Raw genomic sequence first — 22,217 nt, forward strand, 5'->3', positions numbered from 1 at the left:
AACCATGCATCCGACGTTTTCCCGAACGGCAGAACGCTGACCGTCGGGTTACCAGGATTCCGGAGAATGTGCCTTTCCTCCTCCCGGAGGCCTTTTTTATCGGCATGAAGATCTTTAATCTTTAGTGCGGAAACCGGATTTTTCTCTTGTGGTTGAAAAAAACCGGTTCGGGGAAGAGCCCGCTTGATGTCAAATGGTTGACATTCTTCTCCTGTAAAGTTTCCCGATTTCCTGCCGATATAGACAATTGCTTGACGTTGGGGAGAGAAACCCACCAGGCATTCCTTCCGGAAAGGGGGAAGCGAAATGAACAAGGTTCCGGGCTTTTTGGCACTGGGGATTCTTCTTGCGGGTATTTTGACTGCATGCGGAAGCGGGGGCAGTTCCGGGACCGGTAGCCCAGGCCCTGCGAGTCCCCTGACGGTCGCAGAGAAGGTCAGCGTCGTGGACGCGCAGGCCGAGGGCGGATCGGGCGCCCCCGCAAGGGTAAGTGCCGCCGTGCGGGCGCTGTCGCTGCCTGCCGATTCCGACTACAACACCGACAGATCCATCGTTTACGTGCAGGAGCGCTCGGTCGAGGCCTTCAACACCGTGAACGAGATCCTCTGCATGATCGCCCAGACCCGGTACGACGCGATGCTGAACCAGGGAGCCTACAAGGCCCAGGTGGACACGAACCAGTGCAAGGGGCGGGACGACGCCTCGGCGGGGGGCCAGCAGTCGGCCAACCAGTCCTCGGGCTCCAACATGCCCAAGTACGAGTTGTGGACGGTGGAGTCCTCCCGGGCCGACAACATTTCGCCCCAAATCCTCAAGGCATGGATCCACGAGGCGGCCGACGAGCACGAACCCGCGAAAATCATCTACGCCAAGGCGGTGATCACGGAAGCGGTCAGCGGCACCAACCCGTACGGGCTCTTCGCGATCAACTTCAAGGCGTTCCCGGTGGTCGGCGGGGTCGAGCAATCCACATCGATGTTCCGGGGGGTCCTTAAGGCGGATATGGACTCCAGTAGCGGAAAGGTGGTCCTCAAGTTCTTCGACGTAGGGGGGTTCGGCGACGAGACCTTCACCGAAAAGGTTGCCGTGGACAGGAGTTCTGACTCCAGCGGGGGTGGGAAAATTTACACTGCACAGGTCTCCCCCGGCGGGACGCAGTCCAAGGCGTTCAGCATCGCCTTCAACAACAACTATTTCCTCCGGGTGGGCAACCAGAGCATCTGCCTGGACCGGAAGAACTTCGACTCCTCCGCTTGGCGGTATGGAGTTTATGACAGCAACGGCACCCGGGTCGCCCTCGAATCGGGGTTCCCGGTCCGGTTCGGTACCGTCCACGGGTATATCGGCTACTGGGGCCCGTGGTTCCCCGACAACGTTACGCTCGCAAACGGGGATACCGTCTACAAGCAGACGTTCGGCCCCGGCGGCGGAACGGAGACGGCCTACCAGGTCCTGGTCTCCGGCGGAAAGCTCAAGAAACACACCCGGAAGCTCCTGACGCTCGGGAACATCGTCAACATCCCGCTCGACCTTGGCGAGTTCGACCCGGTCTCCGGCACGGACAACCAGTTCCGCGTCCTTTGGAACGGATCGCAGTTCCTGAAAACGGCCAAGATGAACAAGAGCACCTGGACGTGGGAGGACATGACCCCCGTCGCCATCGACCCGACGTCGCTCAGATACCCCGAGCTGAACTTCTGGTCGCAGGCGCTTGGCGGAAGCGTGCAGGCGAAACTGGAGAACTGCACACCGGTCGGCACGCCGCCCAACAGTACGTTTTCCTGCACCATCGACAACGCCACGCCGGTCATCTCCTACACCGAGGTGACCGTAAGCCCCGGCGACACGATCCCGGCGACCCTGGCCTGCATGGAGAACTGCCCGGACTACAGCCTGCTCGGGGCAATCCCCTTCCCGTTCGATAACAACGTATCGAACTTCCAGCAGGCGGCCCCTTCCTCGGCCTCCTACGTCCAATACACATTCGACAGCGGGAGCATGGTCCTGCTGGACAACAGCTCCCGGGCCCTCACGACCGCTTCCACCCTCTACAACTGGGGGCTGATGAGCGGCCCGCTCTTCGACCCGACCTCGGCGAATCTGAACCTGCTGGCTTGCGGATGGGACAACACCGGCAACACCACCTGCGGGTGGCAGGCGCGCAGCAACCTGCCCGTCTATTACACCTGGGAGACGGGGCCCAATACCTGGAACCGGTTCGTGGCCCTGCGGTCGGGCAGCACGTTCCTAAGCTTCGATCCTCCCCTCCAGATGGAATATACCCACCAGGATCCGGGCGGAAAGTACAACAACGCAAAGTTCTACCTCGAGTACGCGGGGTTCGGCGACCTCCACGGCATCCCGGGCATGTGCGTGAACATGGATACCGGGGCAGCCACGGACTGCGCACAGGGAGGGCCGGGCTCCCCGATTCGCTGGGTCCCCGAGTTCACGATCCCGGACGGCAGCACGATGACGTCCGGAGGAGCCACTTACTACGTGAAGTCGCTGGAGAAGGAGCAGCGGATGAGGGCGGTGTCGGCGAGCTACTGCTCCGCGCTCGATATCACCCCCTACGCTGCGCTGACGCTACCCGACCTCTCCGAGTTCACCGACCCGACCACGGGCTCCGGGTCGATCGGCTCCGAGCCCCCGGTCTCCGGTGCGCCCGCGGTCATCGGCGGCGTGCTGCAGTAAACCAGACAAGAAATAATCGTTGAAAAGTCGGGGCGAAGAGCCCCGCCTTTTTTTCCCCTTCAGGAATTTCCCCGATCCTTGCAGCCCTGGTTGTCATCCAAGGACAAACGGCAATTCTTGACGCAACCGAAAGGAGGCGAGCATGCCGTACGTGAACATCAAGATCACAAGGGAAGGGACCACACCGGAACAGAAGGCAAGGCTCATCGATGGGGTCACCCGGCTGCTCCAGAACCTCCTGGGGAAAAACCCCGCGACCACCGTCGTGGTCATCGACGAGGTCGACACGGATAATTGGGGGATCGGTGGTGAAACCGTCACGGTGCGGCGAAAGCGCGGATCGTGACGGGCGAAAAACGGGACGGCCGCGAAAAAGTGTGCCGCGAAAAAGTGTTGAGCGCTCCCTGAAAGTCTGTATAATTTTTGTGCTCTATCCCCGCAGAGGAACGGATGAGAATCGATCCGCTTGTATTTCACGCGAAGTTCCCGGAGTGTTGCCGGCCCGACCAATGCCGGAACCGCTGCTGCCGGTTCGGAGTCTGGACGGACGCGGGGGAGGTGAAGATCATCCTCGCGAACCGGGACCTCTTCTTCCCCTACGTGCGCCCCGAGGCCGCCGACCCGGCCCTCTGGTTCGGCCGCACCGAGGAGGACCGGGACTTCCCGAGCGGAATGGCGGTGGAGACCCGGGTGATCGGCGGCGCCTGCTCGTTCCTTCATCCCGACCACGGCTGCGCGCTGCAGAAGGGTGCCATCGAGGCGGGGATCCACGAATGGCGGTTCAAGCCGAGGTTCTGCGTCATGTTCCCCCTTGTGCTCAGCGAAGGGACGCTCACCGTCGACGAGGAGATGAAATCCCTCTGGTGCATGAAGGAGAAGAACCGGACCCACCCGATCACGGAGGCCGTCCGGAAAGAAGTTCAGTTCCTGTTCGGCCAGGAGATGGCGCAGGTCCTCACCCGCCAGCTGCTCGCCCGCTAGCCTCCGCGACCGGCATCCCTTTTCCCTCATTCAACATCTTCCGGAGAAAACGGCCCGTGTAGGAGCGCGGGTTCCGGGCCACCTCTTCGGGGGTCCCGCAAGCGATCACTTCGCCTCCCCCATCGCCTCCCTCGGGGCCCAGGTCGATGACGTAGTCCGCCGTCTTGATGACGTCCAGGTTGTGCTCGATGATGATGACGGTGTTCCCCGCGGACGCGAACATCTGCAGCACCGCAAGGAGCTTCCGGATGTCGTCGAAGTGCAGGCCGGTGGTCGGCTCGTCCAGGAGATAGACCGTCTTCCCGGTCGCACGCTTGGAGAGTTCCCGGGCCAGCTTCACGCGCTGGGCCTCGCCTCCGGAGAGGGTGGTGGCGGGCTGTCCCAGCCGGATGTACCCCAGTCCCACCCTCGACAGCGTTTCCAGCTTGCTGCGAACCGGCGGGATGTTCGAAAGGAATGCGAGCGCCTGGTCGACGGTCAGGTCGAGGACGTCGGCGATCGTCTTGCCCTTGTACGCGATCTCGAGCGTCTCCCGGTTGTACCGCTTCCCCCGGCAGACCTCGCAGGTGACGTAGACGTCGGGCATGAAGTGCATCTCGATCTTGAGGATCCCGTCCCCCTCGCACGCCTCGCACCGGCCCCCCTTGACGTTGAAGGAGTATCGCCCGGCCTTGTACCCCCTGGCCTTGCTCTCCGGGAGCATCGCGAAGAGATCCCGTATCGGCGTGAAGGCGCCCGAATAGGTGGCCGGGTTCGAACGCGGCGTCCGGCCGATCGGCGACTGGTCGATGTTGATCACCTTGTCCACGAGGGCCAGCCCGGAGAGGGAGGCGTGGGCGCCGGGGCGGTCGCGGGAGCCGAAGATCTTCTGGGCGAGCGCCCGGTAGAGGGTATCGAGGACCAGCGTCGACTTCCCCGAGCCCGACACGCCGGTGACGCAGGTGATCATCCCGAGGGGGAAGGAAACGTCGATGTTCTTCAGGTTGTTCGCCTGGCACCCGTGCAGCGTGAGGAAGCTCCCGTTCGGCCGCCGCCGGCTGCGCGGCACCGGGATCTTCTTCTTTCCGGAAAGGTACTGCCCGGTGAGCGACGCTTCGTCCCGGAGGATCTCCTCCGGGGGGCCGGCCGCCACCACCGCGCCGCCGTGCTCCCCGGCACCGGGCCCCATGTCGATCACGTAATCCGCGGTGCGGATCGTCTCCTCGTCGTGCTCCACCACGAGGACCGTATTCCCCAGGTCCCGAAGCTCCTTGAGGGTGGACAGCAGCCTGCGGTTGTCCCGCTGGTGCAGCCCGATGGAGGGCTCGTCCAGGATGTAGAGGACTCCCATGAGGGACGACCCGATCTGCGTCGCCAGCCGGATCCGCTGGCCCTCCCCGCCCGAGAGGGTGGACGAGGAGCGGTCCAGGGTCAGGTAGGAAAGCCCCACGTTGAGCAGGAACGAGAGGCGGGACCGGATCTCCTTGAGGATTCTCGCGGCGATCTGTCCTTCCCGCGGGCCCAGGGAGAGAGACCGGAAGAACTCCAGCGACTCCTTGACGGAGAGCCTCGTCAGCGCGTCGATCGAGAGCTCCCCCACCCGGACGCACAGCGCCTCTTTTTTCAGGCGCGCGCCGCCGCAGGCCCGGCACGGCCGGTTGTTCATGTACCGGGAGAGCTCGTCGCGGATGTCTTCGGAGTCGGTCTCCCGGAACCGCCGCTCGAGGTTGCCGATCACCCCTTCGAACGGCTTCGTGAAGAAGGTCCGCCGTTCGCCTTCTTCCATGAAGAACCGGACGGGCTCGCCGGAGCCGTGCAGGAGGACCTCGCGCACCCGGGCGGGAAGCTTCTCGAAGGGGGTCTGCAGGGAAAAGTCGAAATGCTTCGAGAGCGCCTCGAGCATCTGGTAATAGAAGATCGTGGTGCGCTTCTTCCAGGGGTCGATCGCCCCCTCGCGGATGCTCCTTCCCTTGTCGGGAACGATGAGATCCGGGTCGAAGTAGATCGTCGTCCCCAACCCGTCGCACTCGGGGCAGGCCCCGTGCGGGCTGTTGAACGAGAACAGCCTCGGGGTCACTTCCGAGAAGCTGACGTTGCAGTCGGGGCAGGCGAACTTCTCGCTGTAGATCGTCCCCTGCCCCTTCCCGTCCAGGATGCGGACCAGCCCCTCGGAGAGCGTGAGGGCGAGCGCGACCGAGTCGGCCAGCCGCCCCTGCGACGCCTCCTGGATGCGGATCCGGTCGACCACCACGTCGATGTCGTGCTTCCGGTTCTTGTCCAGGACGATCTCGTCCTCGAGATCCCGCGACTCGCCGTCCACCACCATGCGGGAGAATCCGTCGCGCTTGAGTCTCGCGAGCTCCTTGCGGTACTCCCCTTTCCGGCCGCGGACGACCGGCGAGAGCACCTGGACCTTCTCCCCCTCGCCCATCCCCATCACGGCATCCACGATCTGCGTCACGGTCTGCTGGCGGATCTCCTTCCCGCAGGAGGGGCAGTGGACGCGCCCGACCGAGGCGTAGAGCAGGCGCAGGTAATCGTAGATCTCGGTGACGGTGGCCACGGTGGAGCGCGGGTTTTTGCTGACCGCCCTCTGCTCGATGGAGATGGCGGGGGAGAGTCCCTCGATCACGTCGACGTCGGGCTTCTCCATCTGTTCGAGGAACTGTCGGGCGTAGGCGGAGAGCGACTCGACGTAGCGCCGCTGCCCTTCCGCGTAGATCGTGTCGAAGGCCAGGGAGGACTTGCCGGAGCCGGACACGCCGGTGATGACGACCAGGCGGTCGCGGGGGATCTCCACGTCGATGTTCTTTAAATTATGCTCGCGCGCTCCGCGCACGACGATCCGGTCGAGGGCCATGATCGTTTACTTCCGCATGGCAGCCATCCCGGCGGCCATCCGGATCGCGGCCAGGAGGCTCGCGGGATTCGCCGTCCCCTTCCCCGCGATGTCGTAGGCGGTGCCGTGGTCCACCGACGTCCGGATGATGGGAAGGCCCATCGTGACGTTGACGCCGTCCTCGAAATGGACGAGCTTCAGCGGGATCAAGCCGTGGTCGTGCGTCATGGCCACCACGACGTCGAACTCCCAGCGGAAGGCGCGAAGGAAGATCGTGTCCGGCGAATAGGGGCCCGTGGCGTCGATTCCCGATCCCCGGCAGGCATCTACCGCCGGCGCGATCATCGTTGTCTCCTCGCCCCCGAACAGCCCTCCCTCTCCCGCGTGGGGGTTCAGACCCGCCACGGCGATCCGGGGAGCGCCGGTTCCCATGTAGTTCCGGAAAAAAGCATCCGTAATCCGGATCGTTTTTTCGATGATCGCGGGAGACAGAAGTTCCAGCGCCCGGCGCAGCGCCACGTGGACGGTCACCAGGGCCACGCGCAGACGATCCCCGGCCAGCATCATCACCACCTCCGCCCCGCCGCAAAGTTCCGCCAGAAACTCGGTGTGCCCCGGGTGCGCGACGCCCGCGAGTTTGAGCCCTTCCTTCGTGATGGGGCAGGTGACGACGGCGTCTGCGCGCCCCGCGAGAACGTCTGCGGCCGCCGCCCGGATGTACTCCGCCATGGCGCAAGACCCCGCGGGGGTCCCCCTGCCGAAGGGGACCTCTTCCGTCGCAAGGGAAGACAGGGGGAGGACCGCGATCCGGCCGGGGCCGACCTCCTCGCCGGCGGCGTGACGGACGATCCCGGCATCCGTGCCGACAAGGCCGGCGGCGCGGCGCAGGACGCCTTCGTCCCCGTAGACCACAGGCCGGCAGCAGGAGAAGACCTCGGGTCGGGAGAGCGCGAGGACCGCGATCTCCGGCCCGATTCCCGCCGGGTCGCCCATCGTCACGGCGATTCGAGGCAGTGGCTGCGCGCCCATCCGTCCTTCCCTGTTCCCTAGCTCCGCAGCTTCCGGAGGATCTCCGCGATCTGCCTGTGGTGCTGCTTCTCGTGCCCGAGGACGATGAGGCACGGCCATTCGTAGAGGTTGATGTTGCCGAAGAGAAGATGCGGAAACTCGACGGTGCGCGGGTCCGCGCCCGCCAGCATCTCCAACGAAACCCGGGTCCGGGTCCGGACTTCCGCCGCCCGCGCAAACAGTTCTTCCTTGCCGATTTCTCCCTTCGGGATCGCCGCCTCCGGTGCCGTCGTAACCTTCTCGGGGGAAATCCCGGGAGGCCGCACCGCGAGGACCGAGTCATCGGCGGGATAGGGGGGCAGTTTCCCCGCGTTCTCCTTCAGGCACTTCCGGATCACCTTGCTCGTCCCCGTCTCCGCGATGAGCAGGTGCTCGAGGATCTCGGCGATCGACCACTCCCCGTCCACGCGAAGCGCGAGCTCGGCCTCGGTGAGCCCGCCCGCCATCTCGAGAGTGCGGCTTCGGGCCTCCTCCATCTCCTCCCACAGTTCCTTCAACTTGGTCGGCAGCATCTTCTTCGTCCCTTCAGAGCCGGATGTCGATGGAGGCGGCTTTCTTCAATTCCGCGAGGAGGTCGGCGTACGCCTTCTCGCTGCGGCGGTCCGCCAGCTCCTCCGTGAGCGTGCCCGAAAGCATTGCGAACTCCGGAAGGACGCCGCCGCGCCGTTCCTTCACGGTGATCAGGTACGCCCCGCCTTCCGTGAAGAAGGGAGAGGAGGTCTCCCCGGTACGCAGCTTCCGGATCTCCTTCTGGATCTCCGGCAGCAGATCGGCCTTCATGACGAAACCGGAGGACATCACGGAGGCCCCGTGGAGAGACGTCGAGAGAAGATCCGCCGCCTCGGCAAACGTTCTTCCGGAACGGACGTACTCGCCCGCCTGCTGCGCGGCGATCCGCAGCCGGACGTCCCGCTCGGTGCCCGCTTCATCGGGAGGAACCGGGAGGTGGAGGGTTTCCAGAAGAACCTCGCCCCCTTCCCGGAAGCGGTCGGCGTTCTCCCGGAAATAGGCCTTGACCTCCTCTTCGGTGACGGTCACGTCCTTGAGCTTTTTCGCCCGGACGATCGCCCCCCGCTCCATCTGCCAGCGCAGCCGGGCTCGATACCCCTGAAGGGTGATCCCGTCCCGCGCGAGGGCCTCCGAGAACTCGGCCTCCGTCAGGTTGTTGCTCTTCCGGATCGACTCCAAGGCGCGGGTGATCTCCGGATCGGAGACCGGCTGTCCGATCCTCGTCAGCTCCCGACGGACCAAGACCGAATCGACCAGCATCTCGACCCAAAAGAGGATCCGTCGGCTGTCCTTTTCCTCGCGGAGGTAGAGGTCGGCGTCCCCTACCGGGATGCCAAGCCCATCGGCCACTGCGTCGCGCACCTCGGAGAAGGTGACCGGATCCTCGCTGACGACGGCCACGACACCATCGATGACTCGCGCGTGGAGGACGGGGACCGGCACCACCGCGACGCCCAGTGCCATCAGGCCGACCAACAGAAATTTTCCCCTCATTATTTCCTGCCTCCCGCCAGCTGGTCGAGAATCGTCTCCTGGACCCGGATGTCCGCTTTCTCCACCTTCTGCGTCAGCCACGAGCGGAACGCTTCCTCCCGGCGGTCGCGCAGCAGTTCCTCGCGGATCTCCGGCGCCGCGGCGGCCAGCGTAAGCGTCCCGGCCGGTTCTTTCCGGACCACCTGGAAGAGGCTGTAACTTCCCTCCCGCGGGACAACCCGGCTGACGCCGCTTTCCGGAAGTAGGAAGAGCTCTGCGGCGATTTCGGGCGGAAGGTCCTCGCGTGTGACCTCTCCCAGTTCCGCCACCGTGGGCCGCACGGCGGCGTCGGAATTCCGGCGAAGGATTTCCTCCGGCGTCTCCCCTTCCCGGATCCGCTTGCGCGCATCGCGGGCATCCTCCTTGGAAGGGAACAGGAACTGGCGCACCCGGATCCGCTCCGGCCGGGAGAGCTGCCTGGCCCTCTGACGATAGGCCGCCTCCACTTCCTCCCCGGACACCGTGACGAGCGAATCGGCGATCGCTCCGGCCGCCTTCCGGTGCAGGAGGGAGCGCACCAGCTCCGCCCGCCAGCCGTCCATTTCCATACCGGCCTGGAGGAGCGCTTTTTCCAGGCCGCCGGACGGGAAATCGGAGCGGAACCGTTCGATCTCCTTTTCCACCTCGGAGCCGGTGACGGACACCCCCAGGCGCTCCCCTTCTTTCAAGACGACCGCACGGTCGATCAGGGTCCGCAGAGCCTCCTGAACTTCTCCGCGACTCGCGCTCCTGGCCGAAATGGAGGGCGTCAACCCGCGTCGGGCGGCAATCTCGCTCTTTAGGTCTTTCAGGGTGATGCGGGCGCCGTCGACGTCGGCGACGGCGACGTCGGCATCCGACCGGGGAGCGGGTTCGTGCGAGCATGAAAAAACGAGGGCCGTCAGAGCGGCGGCGGAAATCATCCGGAAAAGGATGCCAAGGGAAGGAGTGTCCCCCCTCACCGTCAGCGCCCACCACCCGGGGGGGATCCGGCGGGCTTTGCCGCCGGGCTTCCGGGACCCCGCGGAGACTCTGCCGCGGGCGAGGGCGACTTCGCTTCCGGCGTCACCAGCATCTGGATCTTTGCCTGTTTCTTCATCTGCGCCAGGAGCGTCTCGAACGCCTCCCGCTGCGCCTGCTCCCGGAGATCTGCAGCGATCTGTTCTTTCACCTCTTCGAACGGCTGCACCCCTGCGGGTCGTTTCTCTCTCACCAGAATCAGGTGGTAACCATAGGAGGTCTTGACCGGTCCCGTCACCTGCCCGGTCGGGGCGGCGAACGCCGCTTCCTCGAAAGCCTTGTCGAATTTCCCTTGCTCAATGAACCCGAGATCGGCCGCGATGCCTCCCTCCTTCGATGCGGTCTTTACTATCTCATCGAACGGCATCCCGTTTTTGGCCTTCCGGGCCATCTCCTCGGCCTTCGCCCGATTCTTGAACAGCACGTGGCTCACTTTGACCCGCTCGCCCATCTGGAAGCTCCCCTGGTTGGTGCCGTAGAACTTCTTCAGCGACTCGTCGGAGAGTCCTGGCGCCTTCTCCGTCACGTCGCGGAGAAGCGCCTCGAGGAGGATCGACCTTCGCGCCATGTTCAGGCGCTCGCGAACGTCTTCCCTGCGGTCCATGCCGCGGCGCAGCGCTTCCTGCATCAGGAGATCCCGGGTGATCAGGCTTTCGAGAAACTGCATCCGGCCCGACGGGGTGTCCAGGATCGGCCGGACGTAAGGAGGCAGCGATTTGGCCTCCTCATCCAGCATCGCCTCGGTGATGGGCTGGTCGTTGACCATCGCCAGGACCTTCTCCTGCTTCCCCTTCCCCGTCCCGCCGCAGGCCGAAAGGAACGGCACCATGAGAACGAGCAGCAGCCAGCCAAACTTTCGCATCCGTGAAATCTCCTTCCCTGGACCCGCAAGGCCCAACCTTCGAAAAATTATATGCTACGCCCCGGGGGGAAGCGGTTCAACAGGTTTTTGGCCGCGGAAAGCACGCCTTCCGGCGCATCCCCCGGGAACTTCATCGCCAGCACCTCCCCCCGCACGAACGAGAACGCCGCCTTCTCCCGGGTCACCCATTGCACCAGGAGGCGACGGTCGACCTCCGCCCGGTCCGAAAGCGTCAGATAGAGCGCCCCGTTCCCCCGCTTCAACTCGCGGACACCCGCCTCGCGCATCCGGACCCGGAGCCGGGAAAGATCGCACAGCGCCTTCGCCGGTGCGGGAAGGCGGCCGAAGCGGTCGAGCAGCTCCAGCTCGAGTTCGTCGGCCGCGTCCACCGTTTTCGCCATCGCCAGCCTCCTGTAGAACTCCAGCCGGACCCCCGCCTCGGGGAGGTAGTCGTCGGGCAGGAAGGCCGGAATCCTCAAGTCGAGCTCGGGCTCCTCCTCCTCGGCGACGGCCTTCCCGGAAAGCTCGGCCATCGACTCCGACAGGAGCTGGGTGTACAGCTCGTACCCCACCTGGTGGATCTGCCCGGACTGGTCCTTCCCCAGCAGGTTCCCCGCGCCGCGGATCTCCAGGTCGTGGGAGGCGATCTTGAACCCCGAGCCGAGCTCGGTCAGCTCCTCGAGCACGGCCAGCCGCTGCGTCGCGTGCCGCGTCATCGCCACGTCCTTCGGCAGGAGGAAGTAGGCGTAGGCGCGGTGCCGGTCCCGCCCCACCCTGCCGCGCAGCTGGTAGAGCTGGGCCAGGCCGAAACGGTGCGCCTGGTTGACGAGGATCGTGTTCGCGTTGGCGATGTCCAGCCCCGCCTCGATGATGGCGGTGCACAGGAGAAGATCGGTCCGCCTTGCCGCGAAGTCGTCCATCGCGTGGGAAAGCTCCTCCTCGTCCGTCTGCCCGTGCGCAACGCCGATCCGGACGTCGGGGAGGATCTCCCGCAGGTACCGCTCCATCGCCGGGAGGGACTGGACCCGGTTGTGGACGAAGAAGACCTGCCCGCCGCGCCGGACCTCCCGGTCGACGGCCTCGCGGATCGTCTCCTCCGAAAACGGCAGGACGAAGGTGCGGATCGAGAGACGGTCCTCCGGCGGCGTGGCGATGATGCTGATGTCGCGGATCCCCGAGAACGCCATGTGGAGCGTCCGGGGGATCGGGGTGGCCGAGAGGGTCAGCACGTCGACCGAGGCGCGCATTTTTTTGAGCCTCTCCTTGTGCGCTACGCCGAACCGCTGCTCCTCGTCGATGATCACGACTCCCAGGTTCCTGAAGGAGACGTCCTTCTGCAGGAGCCGGTGGGTACCGATGACGATGTCGACCAAGCCTCCGGCAAGATCCTTCGCCACCCTTGCCTGCCCTGCCTTCGATTGGAAGCGGGAAAGGTTCTCCACCCGCACGGGGTAGCCGGAGAGTCGCCTTCGGAAGGTCTGGTAGTGCTGCTCCGCCAGGACCGTGGTGGGGACGAGGACTGCCGCCTGGCGCCCGTCGAGCACCACTTTGAGCGCTGCGCGGATCGCCACTTCCGTCTTGCCGTACCCCACGTCCCCGCAAACGAGGCGGTCCATCGGCCGGGGCGACGTCAGGTCCCGAATCACCTCCTCGATCACCTTCTGCTGGTCCGGGGTCTCCTCGTGGTCGAAGGCCGCCTCGAACTCCCGGAAGACGGCGTCCGGGGGAACGGACGGCGGCCGGGTGGCCAGCTGTCGCTTCGCCTGGACGCCGATCAGGTCCTGGGCCATCGCGAGCAGGGAGTCGCGCACCCGCTGCTTGGCCCGCTGCCATGCGGTCCCTCCCAACCGCGCCAGCCGCGGCCGGTCTTCCTCGGAGGCGACGTACCGCTGGACGCGCGACATCTTCTCAACGGGCACGAAGAGGCGGTCACCGCCGGCGTACTCCAGCACGAGGAAATCCCCCTCCACGCCCGCGGCCTGACGGCGCAGAAGCCCCCGATAGACGCCAATGCCGTGGTCCACATGGACGGCCAGGTCGTTTACGCGCAGCTCCGTGAGCGAGAACTCCTCGACGGGAGGCGCGGCCTCCCGGCGGCCCTTGCGCACCCGGGCCTTTTCCCCGAAGACTTCCGCCTCGGTGACCACCGCCACGCCCAGCTCCGGGAACCGGAATCCGCGGGTCACCTCGGAACAGCAGAGGGCGATTCCCTTGCCCCCCTCGATCGAATCGGAAAGCGTCGCCCCGGAGGTCAGGGGGAGGGAGTACCGCCCCAGCAGCTCCTCCATCCGGTCGGATTGGGAGGGCGACAGGGACGTCACCACGAAACGGCTCCCCCGCTTCCACCACTCCTTCGCCTCGCCGGCAAGGGGGAAGAGAAGCCCTTCCGAGGCGGAGGTGACCGTGCTCCGCCGGATGTCCTCGTTCCCCTGCGCGTCGATCTCCCCCCGGACCGCGTCCTTTCGCCCGAAGGGGGCGACCTCGATGGAGTCGAAGCAGAGAACCGGAGCCTCCTGAAACTTCAGGAGGAGCTCCTGCGGCGGGACGAAGATCTCCGCGGGAGCCGGAAAGCCCTTTTCCTGTCCGGCCAGCAGATGGTTTTCCTCGGCGCCGGCGAAGACGTTTCGCGCGTGGAAGAGACATCCCGCCGTATCGACCGCGGCGATCACCGCCCCTTCTGGCAGATATTCGAACAGGGAGGCCGCCCGGCCGTAGAGGAGGGGAAGAATCGTCTCGATACCGTGATAGCGGATCCCCTGGCCGAGCGCGTCCCGGAAGGACTCGCCCGCTGTGGCGGCCGCCGCCGACAGATACTCCGGCCGGGTGATCACCTGGGAGCAGGGGATCACGATCAGCTCGCCCCCCTCCGAGCGGGTCCGCTGGGTCTTCGGGTCGAACCAGCGCAGCGACTCGATCCGGTCCCCGTCGAAGGTCAGGCGGGCCGGAAAGCCGTGGGCGGGGCTGCAGACCTCGACGATCCCTCCCCGGACGGAGAAGTCTCCCGCCTCCGCCGTCGAGGGAAGCCGCGCGTACCCGGTTTCGGAGAGGTGCCGGGAGAATTCTGCGACGTCGATCTCCATCCCCGCGGACACCCGGCGCATCGCCCCGAGAAACGCCTCCCGGGGAAGCGTCTTCTCGAGCGCCGCCTCCACGGGGGAGACCACAACGGACGGGCCGCCCTCCACCAGCCGATGAAGGGCCCGCATCCGGTCGTGGACCGCGGGTGCGTAGGGAGGCATCTCCTCGTAGGGGGCAACCTCCACGGAAGGGAAAAGGGCACACGATTTCTCCCCCAGGTACGCGGCAATTTCCCGGAAGCTCTCCTCCGCCTCCGCGACCGTGGGGGTGAGGAACAGGATCGGGCGCGCCAGACGCTTGAAGAGCGCCGAGACGAGAAACGTCCGGATGCCGACGGGGGCCCGCAGGACCTGCAGGCACGCCCGGTCCCGCGTTTCGAGGGCGCGAGCGAGATACTCGAAGGAAAGGGTCGGCGTGCGGGCAAGCATCCGTCGGATCCGTTCAGGAGGCGTCGCGGGGGACGCGGAGCATCGCCTCCAGGGCCGCGAGGGCCTTCTCCCGGATCTCCCGCGGTACCGTGACCTCGGGGGAGAGCGTCGCCAGCGCGTCCCGGACGTCCTCGAGCGTGGTGAGCTTCATGTTGGGGCAGATGAGAGCGCGGGAGGCCAGATGGAACTTCTTTCCGGGATTCTCCTTCCGGAGCCGGTAGAGGATCCCCATCTCCGTGCCCACGACGAACTCCTTCGCCGTCGACCGGCGGCAGTAGCCGTACATCCCCGAGGTGGACAGGACGGCGTCGGCCATCGCCACGACCTCCGGACGGCATTCGGGGTGAACGACGAGCAAGGCTTCCGGGTGCGCTCCCTTTGCCCTTGCGGTATCCGCCACCGTGAGCCGCTCGTGGGTGGGGCAATAGCCGTCCCACCAGGAAAGCCGCCGGCCGGAAACCTTCGCGACGTAGTGCGCCAGGTTCCGGTCGGGGACCATGAAGATCTCTTTTTCCGGAGGGACCGACCGGACGACGTTGACGGCGTTGCCCGAGGTGCAGCAGACATCGGAGAGCGCCTTCACCTCCGCCGACGAGTTGACGTAGGTCACCACGACGGCCCCGGGGTGGACGGTGCGCCATGCGCGCAGGTCGTCCGCCGTGATCATGTCGGCCATCGGGCAGCCGGCGTCCATCCGCGGCAGGAGGACGGTCTTCGCGGGCGACAAGATGGCGGCGCTCTCCGCCATGAAGTGGACGCCGCAGAAGACGATCACCTCCGCCCCCGACCGGGCCGCCTCCTGGCTCAATCCCAGGGAGTCCCCGGTGATGTCGGCGATCTCCTGGATCTCGTCCCGTTGGTAGTTGTGCGCCAGAAGGACGGCATTCCGCCGGGCCAAAAGCTCCCGGATCTCTTTTTTCAGCGCTCCCTGCTCCATCGTAGCGTTTTAGTCCCTTTCCGCGCGCAGCGCCCGGGCGAACAGCTCGTCCACCGCGGTTTTGGCGTCCTTCCCCTCGTGCAGGATCCGGTACACCTGCTCGGAGATCGGCATCGGCACCCCCGTCCGGCGGGACAGGTCGACCGCCGCCCGCGCGGTGTTGACCCCCTCCGCCACCATCTTCATCCCCGACAGGATCCCACGGACGCTCTCTCCCCTTCCGACGCGCATCCCGACCGTCCGGTTCCGCGACAAGTCCCCGGTGCAGGTCAACACGAGATCCCCAAGCCCCGAAAGCCCCGCGAACGTTTGCGGGCTGGCCCCCAGGCGCACCCCCAGCCGGGTGATCTCGGCCAGGCCGCGGGCGATAAGAAGGGAGCGGGCGTTGTGCCCGAACCCCAGCCCGTCGGACATGCCGGCGGCGATGGCCATCACGTTTTTCAACGCCCCGCCGATCTCGATGCCGACCACGTCGGTCTCCGCATAGACCCGGAACCGCTTCCCGGAGAAGGCGGCCTGCAGGACGGCGGTCACCTTTACGCTTGCCGCCGCCACCGTGGCGCCGGTCGGCTTCCCCTCCGCGACCTCCCGGGCGAAGGTCGGCCCCGAGAGCGCTGCCAGCCGGCCCGAAAACTCCGGCAGCTCTTCCGCGAGGACTTCGGTCATCCTCCGCAGGGTCCCGTTCTCCACCCCCTTGGCGAGCGATACCACGCAGGCGCCGGGGAAAAGATGTTTCGCTGCACCCCGCACCACCGCTCGCAGGTGATGGGAGGGGACCGCGACGGCCACGATCTCCCGGTCCAAAAGGGCCTCGGCCAGATCCATCGTCGGCCGTACCTTCGAGGGGACGGGGAACCCGGGCAGAAAGGTCCGATTTTCGCGCCCCTCCCGGATCTCCGCGTACACCCCCGGTTCGCGCACCCAGAGGGAGACGTCGCCGTGCCGCTCCGAAAGCATCGCGGCGAACGCGGTTCCCCACGACCCCCCCCCAACCACGGCAATCCGCGCTTCCCTTTCCTGCGCCATGTCCGCTCCCCTTCCGCCTTTCCCGCTCGAACGGCGGCTACCGGGCCTTCATCCGTTTCTTCAGACGGTCGATCTTCTCCGCGACATACGCCGGGTCCTCCCAGTCGTTTCGAATCGCCTCGTACTGCTCCACCGCGGCCCCCAGCTGCCCCGACCCCTCGAGCGCCTGCGCCATTCCCCAGCGCGCGCGGGTGATCGCCTTGCGGTCGGAGACAAGGTAAAAGAGCTTGCGGAATTCCCGGTCGGCCTCGAAGAACTTCCCCTGCGCCAGGTACGCGTATGCCAGCATCCACCGGCCCTCCGCGGCCCGCGGGAAGTCGGGGAACCTCTCCGTCAGCTCGGAGAGCGCGGCGACCTGCCGGGACGGGTCGGCCATGCCGCCGTAGGCCTTCGCGAGCAGGAGCAGCACCTCGTCCATCTCCGCGAACCTGGGGAATTGCCGCCGGATCGATTCGAGGTCCTCCGCCGCGGCGGCATAGTCGAGGAAATGCAGGAGGTGGATCTCTCCCTGGCGAAGCAGGGCCTGCGGCGCCTCCGCGGCTCTGGGGTAATTGAAAACGAGCGACTCGTAGGCCTCGAGGGCCGCCGGGTAGTTCCGGAAGAAGGACCCGAACAGCCCCCCCTGCCGCAACAATGCGATGGGTGCGTACCGCGACTGGGGGAACTCTTTGGGGATCGACCGGTATCCCGCCAGTGCGGACTCCATCTTCTGCTCCAGCAGCGCCTTTTCCGCCGCCTCAAACCGCTCCCGGGCCGGGTCCGTGCAGGCCGGGAGGGCGAGGAGACCCAGGCAGAGCCAGATGACACCGAACGATCTTGCCATCGCGCGTTCCGGCCTATTCCTCCTTTTCCGCCAAACGGGCCAGCGAGGCGACGCGCTCGTTCTCCTGCAGCCCGATCAGGCGGACCCCCTGGGTGTTCCGGCCGATGACGCGAATCTCATCGACGGCCATCCGGATGATCTTGCCGGAGTCGGTGATCAGCATTACGTCGTCGCCTTCCGACACCTGCGCCACCCCGACGATCGCCCCGGTCTTCTCGGTGACCTTGAGGGTAATGACCCCCTTCCCGCCCCGGGACTGGACCCGGTATTCCTCGATGCCGGTGCGCTTGCCGAACCCGTTCTCCGTCGCCGTGAGGAGCATCCCCTGGGGACGGAGGATCTCCATGCCGACGACCGCGTCCCCCTTCTCCAGGTCGATCCCCCGGACCCCCACGGCGGCCCGGCCCATGGCGCGGACGTCTTCCTCGCGGAACCGGATCGACATCCCGTGCCGGGTGGAGAGGAAGACCTCGTCCTGCCCCGACGTGATCGCCGTGGCGATCAGCTGGTCGCCCTCGTTCAAGCCCATGGCGATGATGCCTCCCGCCCGCGGCCGGGAGTATTCCATGAGCTCCGTCTTCTTGATGACCCCCTGGGCGGTCGCCGTCACCACGTGTTTCCCCTCCACGAACTCCTTGACCGGCAGGATCGTGGAGATCGATTCCCCCGGCGACAGGGACAGGAGATTCACGATGGCCCGACCCTTGGCGGCGCGGCTGGCCTCCGGCAGCTCGTGGACCTTGAGCCAGTACACCTTTCCGGTGTTGGAAAAGAACATGATGTAGGTGTGCATGGAGGCGATGAAGACGCTCTCGACGAAGTCCTCTTCCTTCGTCCCCATCCCCACCTTGCCCCGGCCCCCGCGGCGCTGCGTCCGATAGAGGCTGATCGGATTGCGCTTGATGTACCCCGTGTGGGATACGGTAACCACCATCTCCTCGTCGACGATGAGGTCCTCGAGCCGGATGTCCTTCGTCTCCCGGACGATCTGCGAGCGGCGCAGGTCGGCGTAGGCCTTGTGGATCTCCCGGAACTCGTCCGCGACGACCCGTAGAAGCTCCTTCTCCTCCGCCAGGATCTTTTTCAGCCCGGCGATTTCCGCCTTAACGTCCTTCAATTCCTGGAGGATCTTCTCCCGCTCGAGGCCGGTCAGCCGCTGCAGCCGCATGTCGAGGATCGCCTGCGCCTGGATCTCCGTCAGGCCGAACTTCGCCACAAGGCCTTCCTTGGCTTCCTTGGGATCCTTCGACCTCCGGATGAGCTGGATCACCGCGTCCAGGTGGTCCAGCGCGATCTTCAGGCCCTCCAGAATGTGAACCCGGGCCTCGGCTTTCTTGAGCAGGAACAGGGTCCGGCGGGTGACGACCTCCCTGCGGAACGCCAGGAACTCCTCCAGCATCTGCTTGAGGCTGAGCGTGCGGGGCTGGTTCTGGACGATCGCCAGTAGCTGCACGCCGAAGGAGGTCTGCAACTGCGTCTGCTTGTAGAGGTTGTTCAAGACCACTTCGGAGATGGCGTCCTTCTTCAGTTCGACGACCACCCGCATGCCGTCGCGGTCGGACTCGTCCCGGATGTCGGAGATCTCCTCGATCTCCTTGTTCCGCGCCAGGTCCGCGATCTTCTCGATGAGACGCGCCTTGTTCACCTGGTAGGGAATCTCGGTGATGACGATCGACTCGCGGTCCCCCTTCTTCGCCTTCTCGATGAACGCGCGGGCCCGGATCTGCACGCTGCCTCGCCCCGTGCGGTACGCCTCCCGGACCCCATCCAGCCCGTAGAGGATCCCGCCCGTGGGGAAGTCGGGCGCGGGGATGCATTCCATCAGCTCGTCGACCGTGATCTCCGGGTTGGCGATGAGGGCGACCAGGGCGTCCAGCACCTCCCCGAGGTTGTGGGGCGGGATGGAGGTGGCCATCCCGACCGCGATTCCCGCGCTGCCGTTCACCAGCAGGTTGGGGATGCGCGCCGGCAGGACGCGCGGCTCCGTAAGCGACCCGTCGTAGTTGGGGGTCGTCTCGACCGTTTCCTTGTCGAGGTCGGAAAGGAGCTCGGAGGCGATCTTGGCCATCCGGATCTCGGTGTACCGCATGGCGGCGGCCGAGTCGCCGTCCACCGAGCCGAAGTTCCCCTGCCCGTCCACCAGCGGGTACCGCAGCGAGAAGTCCTGGACCATCCGCACGAGCGCATCATAGACCGCGGTGTCTCCGTGGGGATGGTACTTGCCGATGACGTCCCCGACGATGCGGGCGGACTTCTTGTGCGGCTTGCCGTACTCGTTGCCCAGCTCGTACATCGCGTAGAGGATGCGCCGCTGGACGGGCTTCAGTCCGTCGCGCACGTCGGGCAGTGCGCGGCCCACGATCACGCTCATCGCGTAATCGAGGTAGCTCCGGCACATCTCGTCCTGGACGGTGCGCCTCTGCGCAGGCCGGCTGAAGAGTTCCATCTCCTATGGCACTCCTATCGGATCAGATATCCAGGGAGGTGACGTCCAGGGCGTTCTTTTCGATGAATTCCCGCCGGGGCTCGACCTGGTCGCCCATCAGCCTCGAGAAGATCTCGTCGGCGTCGGTCTCGTCCCCCACTTCCACCTGAAGCAGCTCCCGGGTCTCCGGGTTCATGGCGGTGGCCCAGAGCTGCTCGGGGTTCATTTCGCCCAGGCCCTTGTATCGCTGGATGGTCTGCCCTTTCTTCCCGGCCTCGAGGATCTGGTCGAGCAGGCAGAGCGGTCCGTCCGCCTCCGGGAACGTCCCTTCCCCTTCCAGCCGGTAGGGCGGCGGGAGGGATTCGCGGATCTGGGAGGAAAGGATGTTGGCCTCCCGCAGGTCCGCCGACTCCATCAGGCGCCGGTTCACCAGGCACTCCATCGGCAGTCCGCCCCGCTTCCATCGCAGGAGGGCGCGCACCCCGTCGCCGTCGGTGTCGGGGTCGGGGTCGATGGAAACCGTCACGTGAGAAACCTCGGGGCGCGTGACCTTCCACTCCTTGATCAGCGACGTGAAGAACGACTTTGCGGACGCTCCGTTCGAGAGTGCCTTGGCTCCTTCTACCGCACGCGCCCCCAGCGACAGCAGGACGAAGGCGGGCAGACCCCGGCGCTCGGAGCGTACCGCGATCGTCTCCAGCCGGGAGATCTTCTTGAGCCAGGCGACCATCCGTTGTCCGGAGAGTCCCCCCTGTCCGTTCTTCGCAGCGATCTTTCGCCCCGCGCTGCCGTTCTCGATCAGGTAGTCGCGGAAGGCGCCGTCGTCTTTCAGGTACGTCATCTCCTTCCCCTTCCGGATGCCGTACAGGGGGGGCTGGGCGATAAAGATGTTCCCCCGCTCGAAGAGATCCCGCATGTTCCGGAAGAAGAAGGTCAGGAGCAGCGTCCGGATGTGCGCACCGTCGACGTCGGCGTCGGTCATGATGATGATCTTGCCGTACCGAAGGTGCGCCGGGTCGTAATCCTCGCTGCCGATTCCGGTCCCCAGGGCCGTGATCATCGTCCGGATCTCCTGGGAGGAGAGCATCTTGTCGACCCGCGCCTTCTCCACGTTCAGGATCTTCCCCTTCAACGGGAGGATCGCCTGGTAGCGGCGGTCCCGGGCCTGCTTGGCCGATCCGCCGGCGGAGTCCCCCTCCACGATGAAGAGCTCGCACCGGGCGGGATCCCGCTCCTGGCAGTCGGCGAGCTTGCCGGGCAGCCCCGCGGAATCGAGGGCCCCTTTCCGCCGGGCGAGCTCCTTCGCCTTGCGCGCCGCCTCCCGGGCCCGCGCCGCCTCGAGCGCTTTCTCGACGATCTTTTTCGCCACCGAGGGGTTTTCCTCGAAGAAGTTGACGAGCTTCTCGTAGACCATCGAGTCGACCAGCCCCTTGACCTCGCTGTTGCCGAGCTTGTTTTTGGTCTGCCCCTCGAACTGAGGTTCGGGGACCTTGACGGAGACGACGGCCGTCAACCCCTCCCGCAGGTCGTCCCCGGTCAGGTTCTCCTTGACTCCCTTCAGCAGGTTCCCCGCGTTGGCGTACTGGTTGATCGCCCGCGTGAGCGCCGAGCGGAAGCCGATCAGGTGCGTGCCGCCGTCGTGCGTGTTGATGTTGTTCGCGAAGGTGAAGATCGTCTCCTGGTAGGAATCGTTGTACTGGAGCGCCACCTCGATCACGACGCCGTCCTTTTCCCCCTCGATGTAGATCGGCTTGCCGTGGAGAGGCGTCTTGTTGCGGTTCAGGTGCTGTACGAAGGAGACGATCCCGCCCTTGTACTGGAACTCGTGCGTCTTCCCCGTGCGCTCGTCCAGGATGACGATCTTCAGGCCCGCGTTGAGGAAGGAGAGTTCCCGGAGTCTCCCGGAAAGCACGTCGAAGGAGAACTCGGTCTCCGTGAAGACTTCCGAATCGGGTTTGAAGGTGATCTTCGTCCCGCTCTTGCGCGACTTCCCGACGGCCTTCAGAGGGAGGACCGTCTCCCCGCGAGCGAAAGCGATCTTGTAGACGTTGCCGTCCCTGCGGATCTCGGCCGAGAGAGACTCGGAGAGGGCGTTCACCACCGACACGCCGACTCCGTGCAGTCCTCCCGACACCTTGTAGGACTCCCGGTCGAACTTCCCGCCGGCGTGCAACACCGTCAAAACGACTTCGGCTGCGGGTTTCCCCTCTTCCTCGATCCGATCGACCGGAATGCCGCGACCGTTGTCGTCGATCGTGATGGAGTTGTCCGTGTGGATCGTGACGGAGATGGCGTCGCAGAATCCCGCCATCGCCTCGTCGATGGAGTTGTCGACGACCTCGTACACCAGGTGATGGAGTCCGTGGGTGTCCGTGCTCCCTACGTACATCGCCGGGCGCTTTCGGACAGCCTCCAACCCCTTGAGAATCTGGATGTTTTCGCCTGTATACTCGGCAGCGCCGTTACCGTTTCGGACACCACCGTTCGGGCCGTCGGGCATGACTCACCAATCCCATGGAGATTAATCGGTTTA

Annotated in this window: 15 protein-coding genes; 3 read left to right on the top strand and 12 right to left on the bottom strand. The window is 65.6% G+C overall.

Annotated elements, in window-relative coordinates:
• The first annotated feature begins 444 nt into the window (after window positions 1–444).
• The 3 genes from A2Z13_00460 to A2Z13_00470 all read left to right on the top strand — a co-directional run bounded on the left by A2Z13_00460 (window position 445) and on the right by A2Z13_00470 (window position 3,678).
• On the top strand, window positions 445–2,697 hold the full coding sequence (locus A2Z13_00460; GenBank protein OGP76640.1) for a hypothetical protein: 2,253 nt from the start codon (window positions 445–447) through the stop codon (window positions 2,695–2,697).
• A gap of 142 nt (window positions 2,698–2,839) precedes the next feature.
• Complete coding sequence (locus A2Z13_00465; GenBank protein ID OGP76641.1) at window positions 2,840–3,043, top strand: tautomerase; 204 nt, start codon at window positions 2,840–2,842, stop codon at window positions 3,041–3,043.
• A gap of 104 nt (window positions 3,044–3,147) precedes the next feature.
• Window positions 3,148–3,678 carry a hypothetical protein gene (locus tag A2Z13_00470; protein ID OGP76642.1) on the top strand — a complete coding sequence of 177 codons (531 nt, stop codon included), beginning with the start codon at window positions 3,148–3,150 and terminating at the stop codon, window positions 3,676–3,678.
• Here A2Z13_00470 and A2Z13_00475 read toward each other — a convergent pair.
• Genes A2Z13_00475 through A2Z13_00530 form a run of 12 tightly spaced genes read right to left on the bottom strand, consistent with a single transcriptional unit; the run spans window position 3,653 to window position 22,184 of the window.
• Entirely contained in the window at window positions 3,653–6,517 is a 2,865-nt protein-coding gene (locus A2Z13_00475; GenBank protein ID OGP76643.1) for an excinuclease ABC subunit A, read from the bottom strand. The genes A2Z13_00470 and A2Z13_00475 overlap by 26 nt on opposite strands.
• 6 nt (window positions 6,518–6,523) lie before the next feature.
• On the bottom strand, window positions 6,524–7,525 hold the full coding sequence (locus tag A2Z13_00480) for a 4-hydroxythreonine-4-phosphate dehydrogenase PdxA (protein OGP76644.1): 1,002 nt from the start codon (window positions 7,523–7,525) through the stop codon (window positions 6,524–6,526).
• A gap of 17 nt (window positions 7,526–7,542) precedes the next feature.
• Window positions 7,543–8,076 carry a hypothetical protein gene (locus tag A2Z13_00485; protein ID OGP76645.1) on the bottom strand — a complete coding sequence of 178 codons (534 nt, stop codon included), beginning with the start codon at window positions 8,074–8,076 and terminating at the stop codon, window positions 7,543–7,545.
• A 13-nt stretch (window positions 8,077–8,089) separates the two neighbouring features.
• Window positions 8,090–9,067, bottom strand: coding sequence for a hypothetical protein (locus tag A2Z13_00490; GenBank protein OGP76646.1), 978 nt, complete (start codon window positions 9,065–9,067; stop codon window positions 8,090–8,092).
• A complete protein-coding gene (locus A2Z13_00495; GenBank protein OGP76647.1) occupies window positions 9,067–10,047 on the bottom strand; it encodes a hypothetical protein in 981 nt (326 codons plus the stop codon). Before A2Z13_00495 ends, A2Z13_00490 begins: the two co-directional genes overlap by 1 nt.
• A gap of 2 nt (window positions 10,048–10,049) precedes the next feature.
• Window positions 10,050–10,967, bottom strand: a complete 918-nt coding sequence (locus tag A2Z13_00500) for a hypothetical protein (GenBank protein ID OGP76648.1) — start codon at window positions 10,965–10,967, stop codon at window positions 10,050–10,052.
• Window positions 10,968–11,014: 47 nt separating this feature from the next.
• The gene (locus A2Z13_00505) at window positions 11,015–14,473 is read right to left on the bottom strand and encodes a transcription-repair coupling factor (GenBank protein ID OGP76649.1); all 3,459 of its coding nucleotides are present in this window, start codon (window positions 14,471–14,473) and stop codon (window positions 11,015–11,017) included.
• Window positions 14,474–14,486: 13 nt separating this feature from the next.
• Window positions 14,487–15,410 carry a quinolinate synthase gene (locus A2Z13_00510; protein ID OGP76650.1) on the bottom strand — a complete coding sequence of 308 codons (924 nt, stop codon included), beginning with the start codon at window positions 15,408–15,410 and terminating at the stop codon, window positions 14,487–14,489.
• A 9-nt stretch (window positions 15,411–15,419) separates the two neighbouring features.
• Window positions 15,420–16,436, bottom strand: a complete 1,017-nt coding sequence (locus A2Z13_00515) for a glycerol-3-phosphate dehydrogenase (GenBank protein ID OGP76651.1) — start codon at window positions 16,434–16,436, stop codon at window positions 15,420–15,422.
• Window positions 16,437–16,473: 37 nt separating this feature from the next.
• Entirely contained in the window at window positions 16,474–17,259 is a 786-nt protein-coding gene (locus A2Z13_00520) for a hypothetical protein (GenBank protein OGP76652.1), read from the bottom strand.
• A gap of 13 nt (window positions 17,260–17,272) precedes the next feature.
• Window positions 17,273–19,705, bottom strand: coding sequence for a DNA gyrase subunit A (locus A2Z13_00525; GenBank protein ID OGP76653.1), 2,433 nt, complete (start codon window positions 19,703–19,705; stop codon window positions 17,273–17,275).
• 22 nt (window positions 19,706–19,727) lie between these two features.
• Window positions 19,728–22,184: a DNA gyrase subunit B gene (locus tag A2Z13_00530; protein OGP76654.1), complete on the bottom strand. Its 2,457-nt coding sequence runs from the start codon at window positions 22,182–22,184 to the stop codon at window positions 19,728–19,730.
• Window positions 22,185–22,217: the final 33 nt, after the last annotated feature.

The sequence above is a fragment of the Deltaproteobacteria bacterium RBG_16_64_85 genome (genome assembly GCA_001798885.1).
Classification (GTDB): Bacteria; Desulfobacterota; Deferrimicrobia; order Deferrimicrobiales; family Deferrimicrobiaceae; genus FEB-35.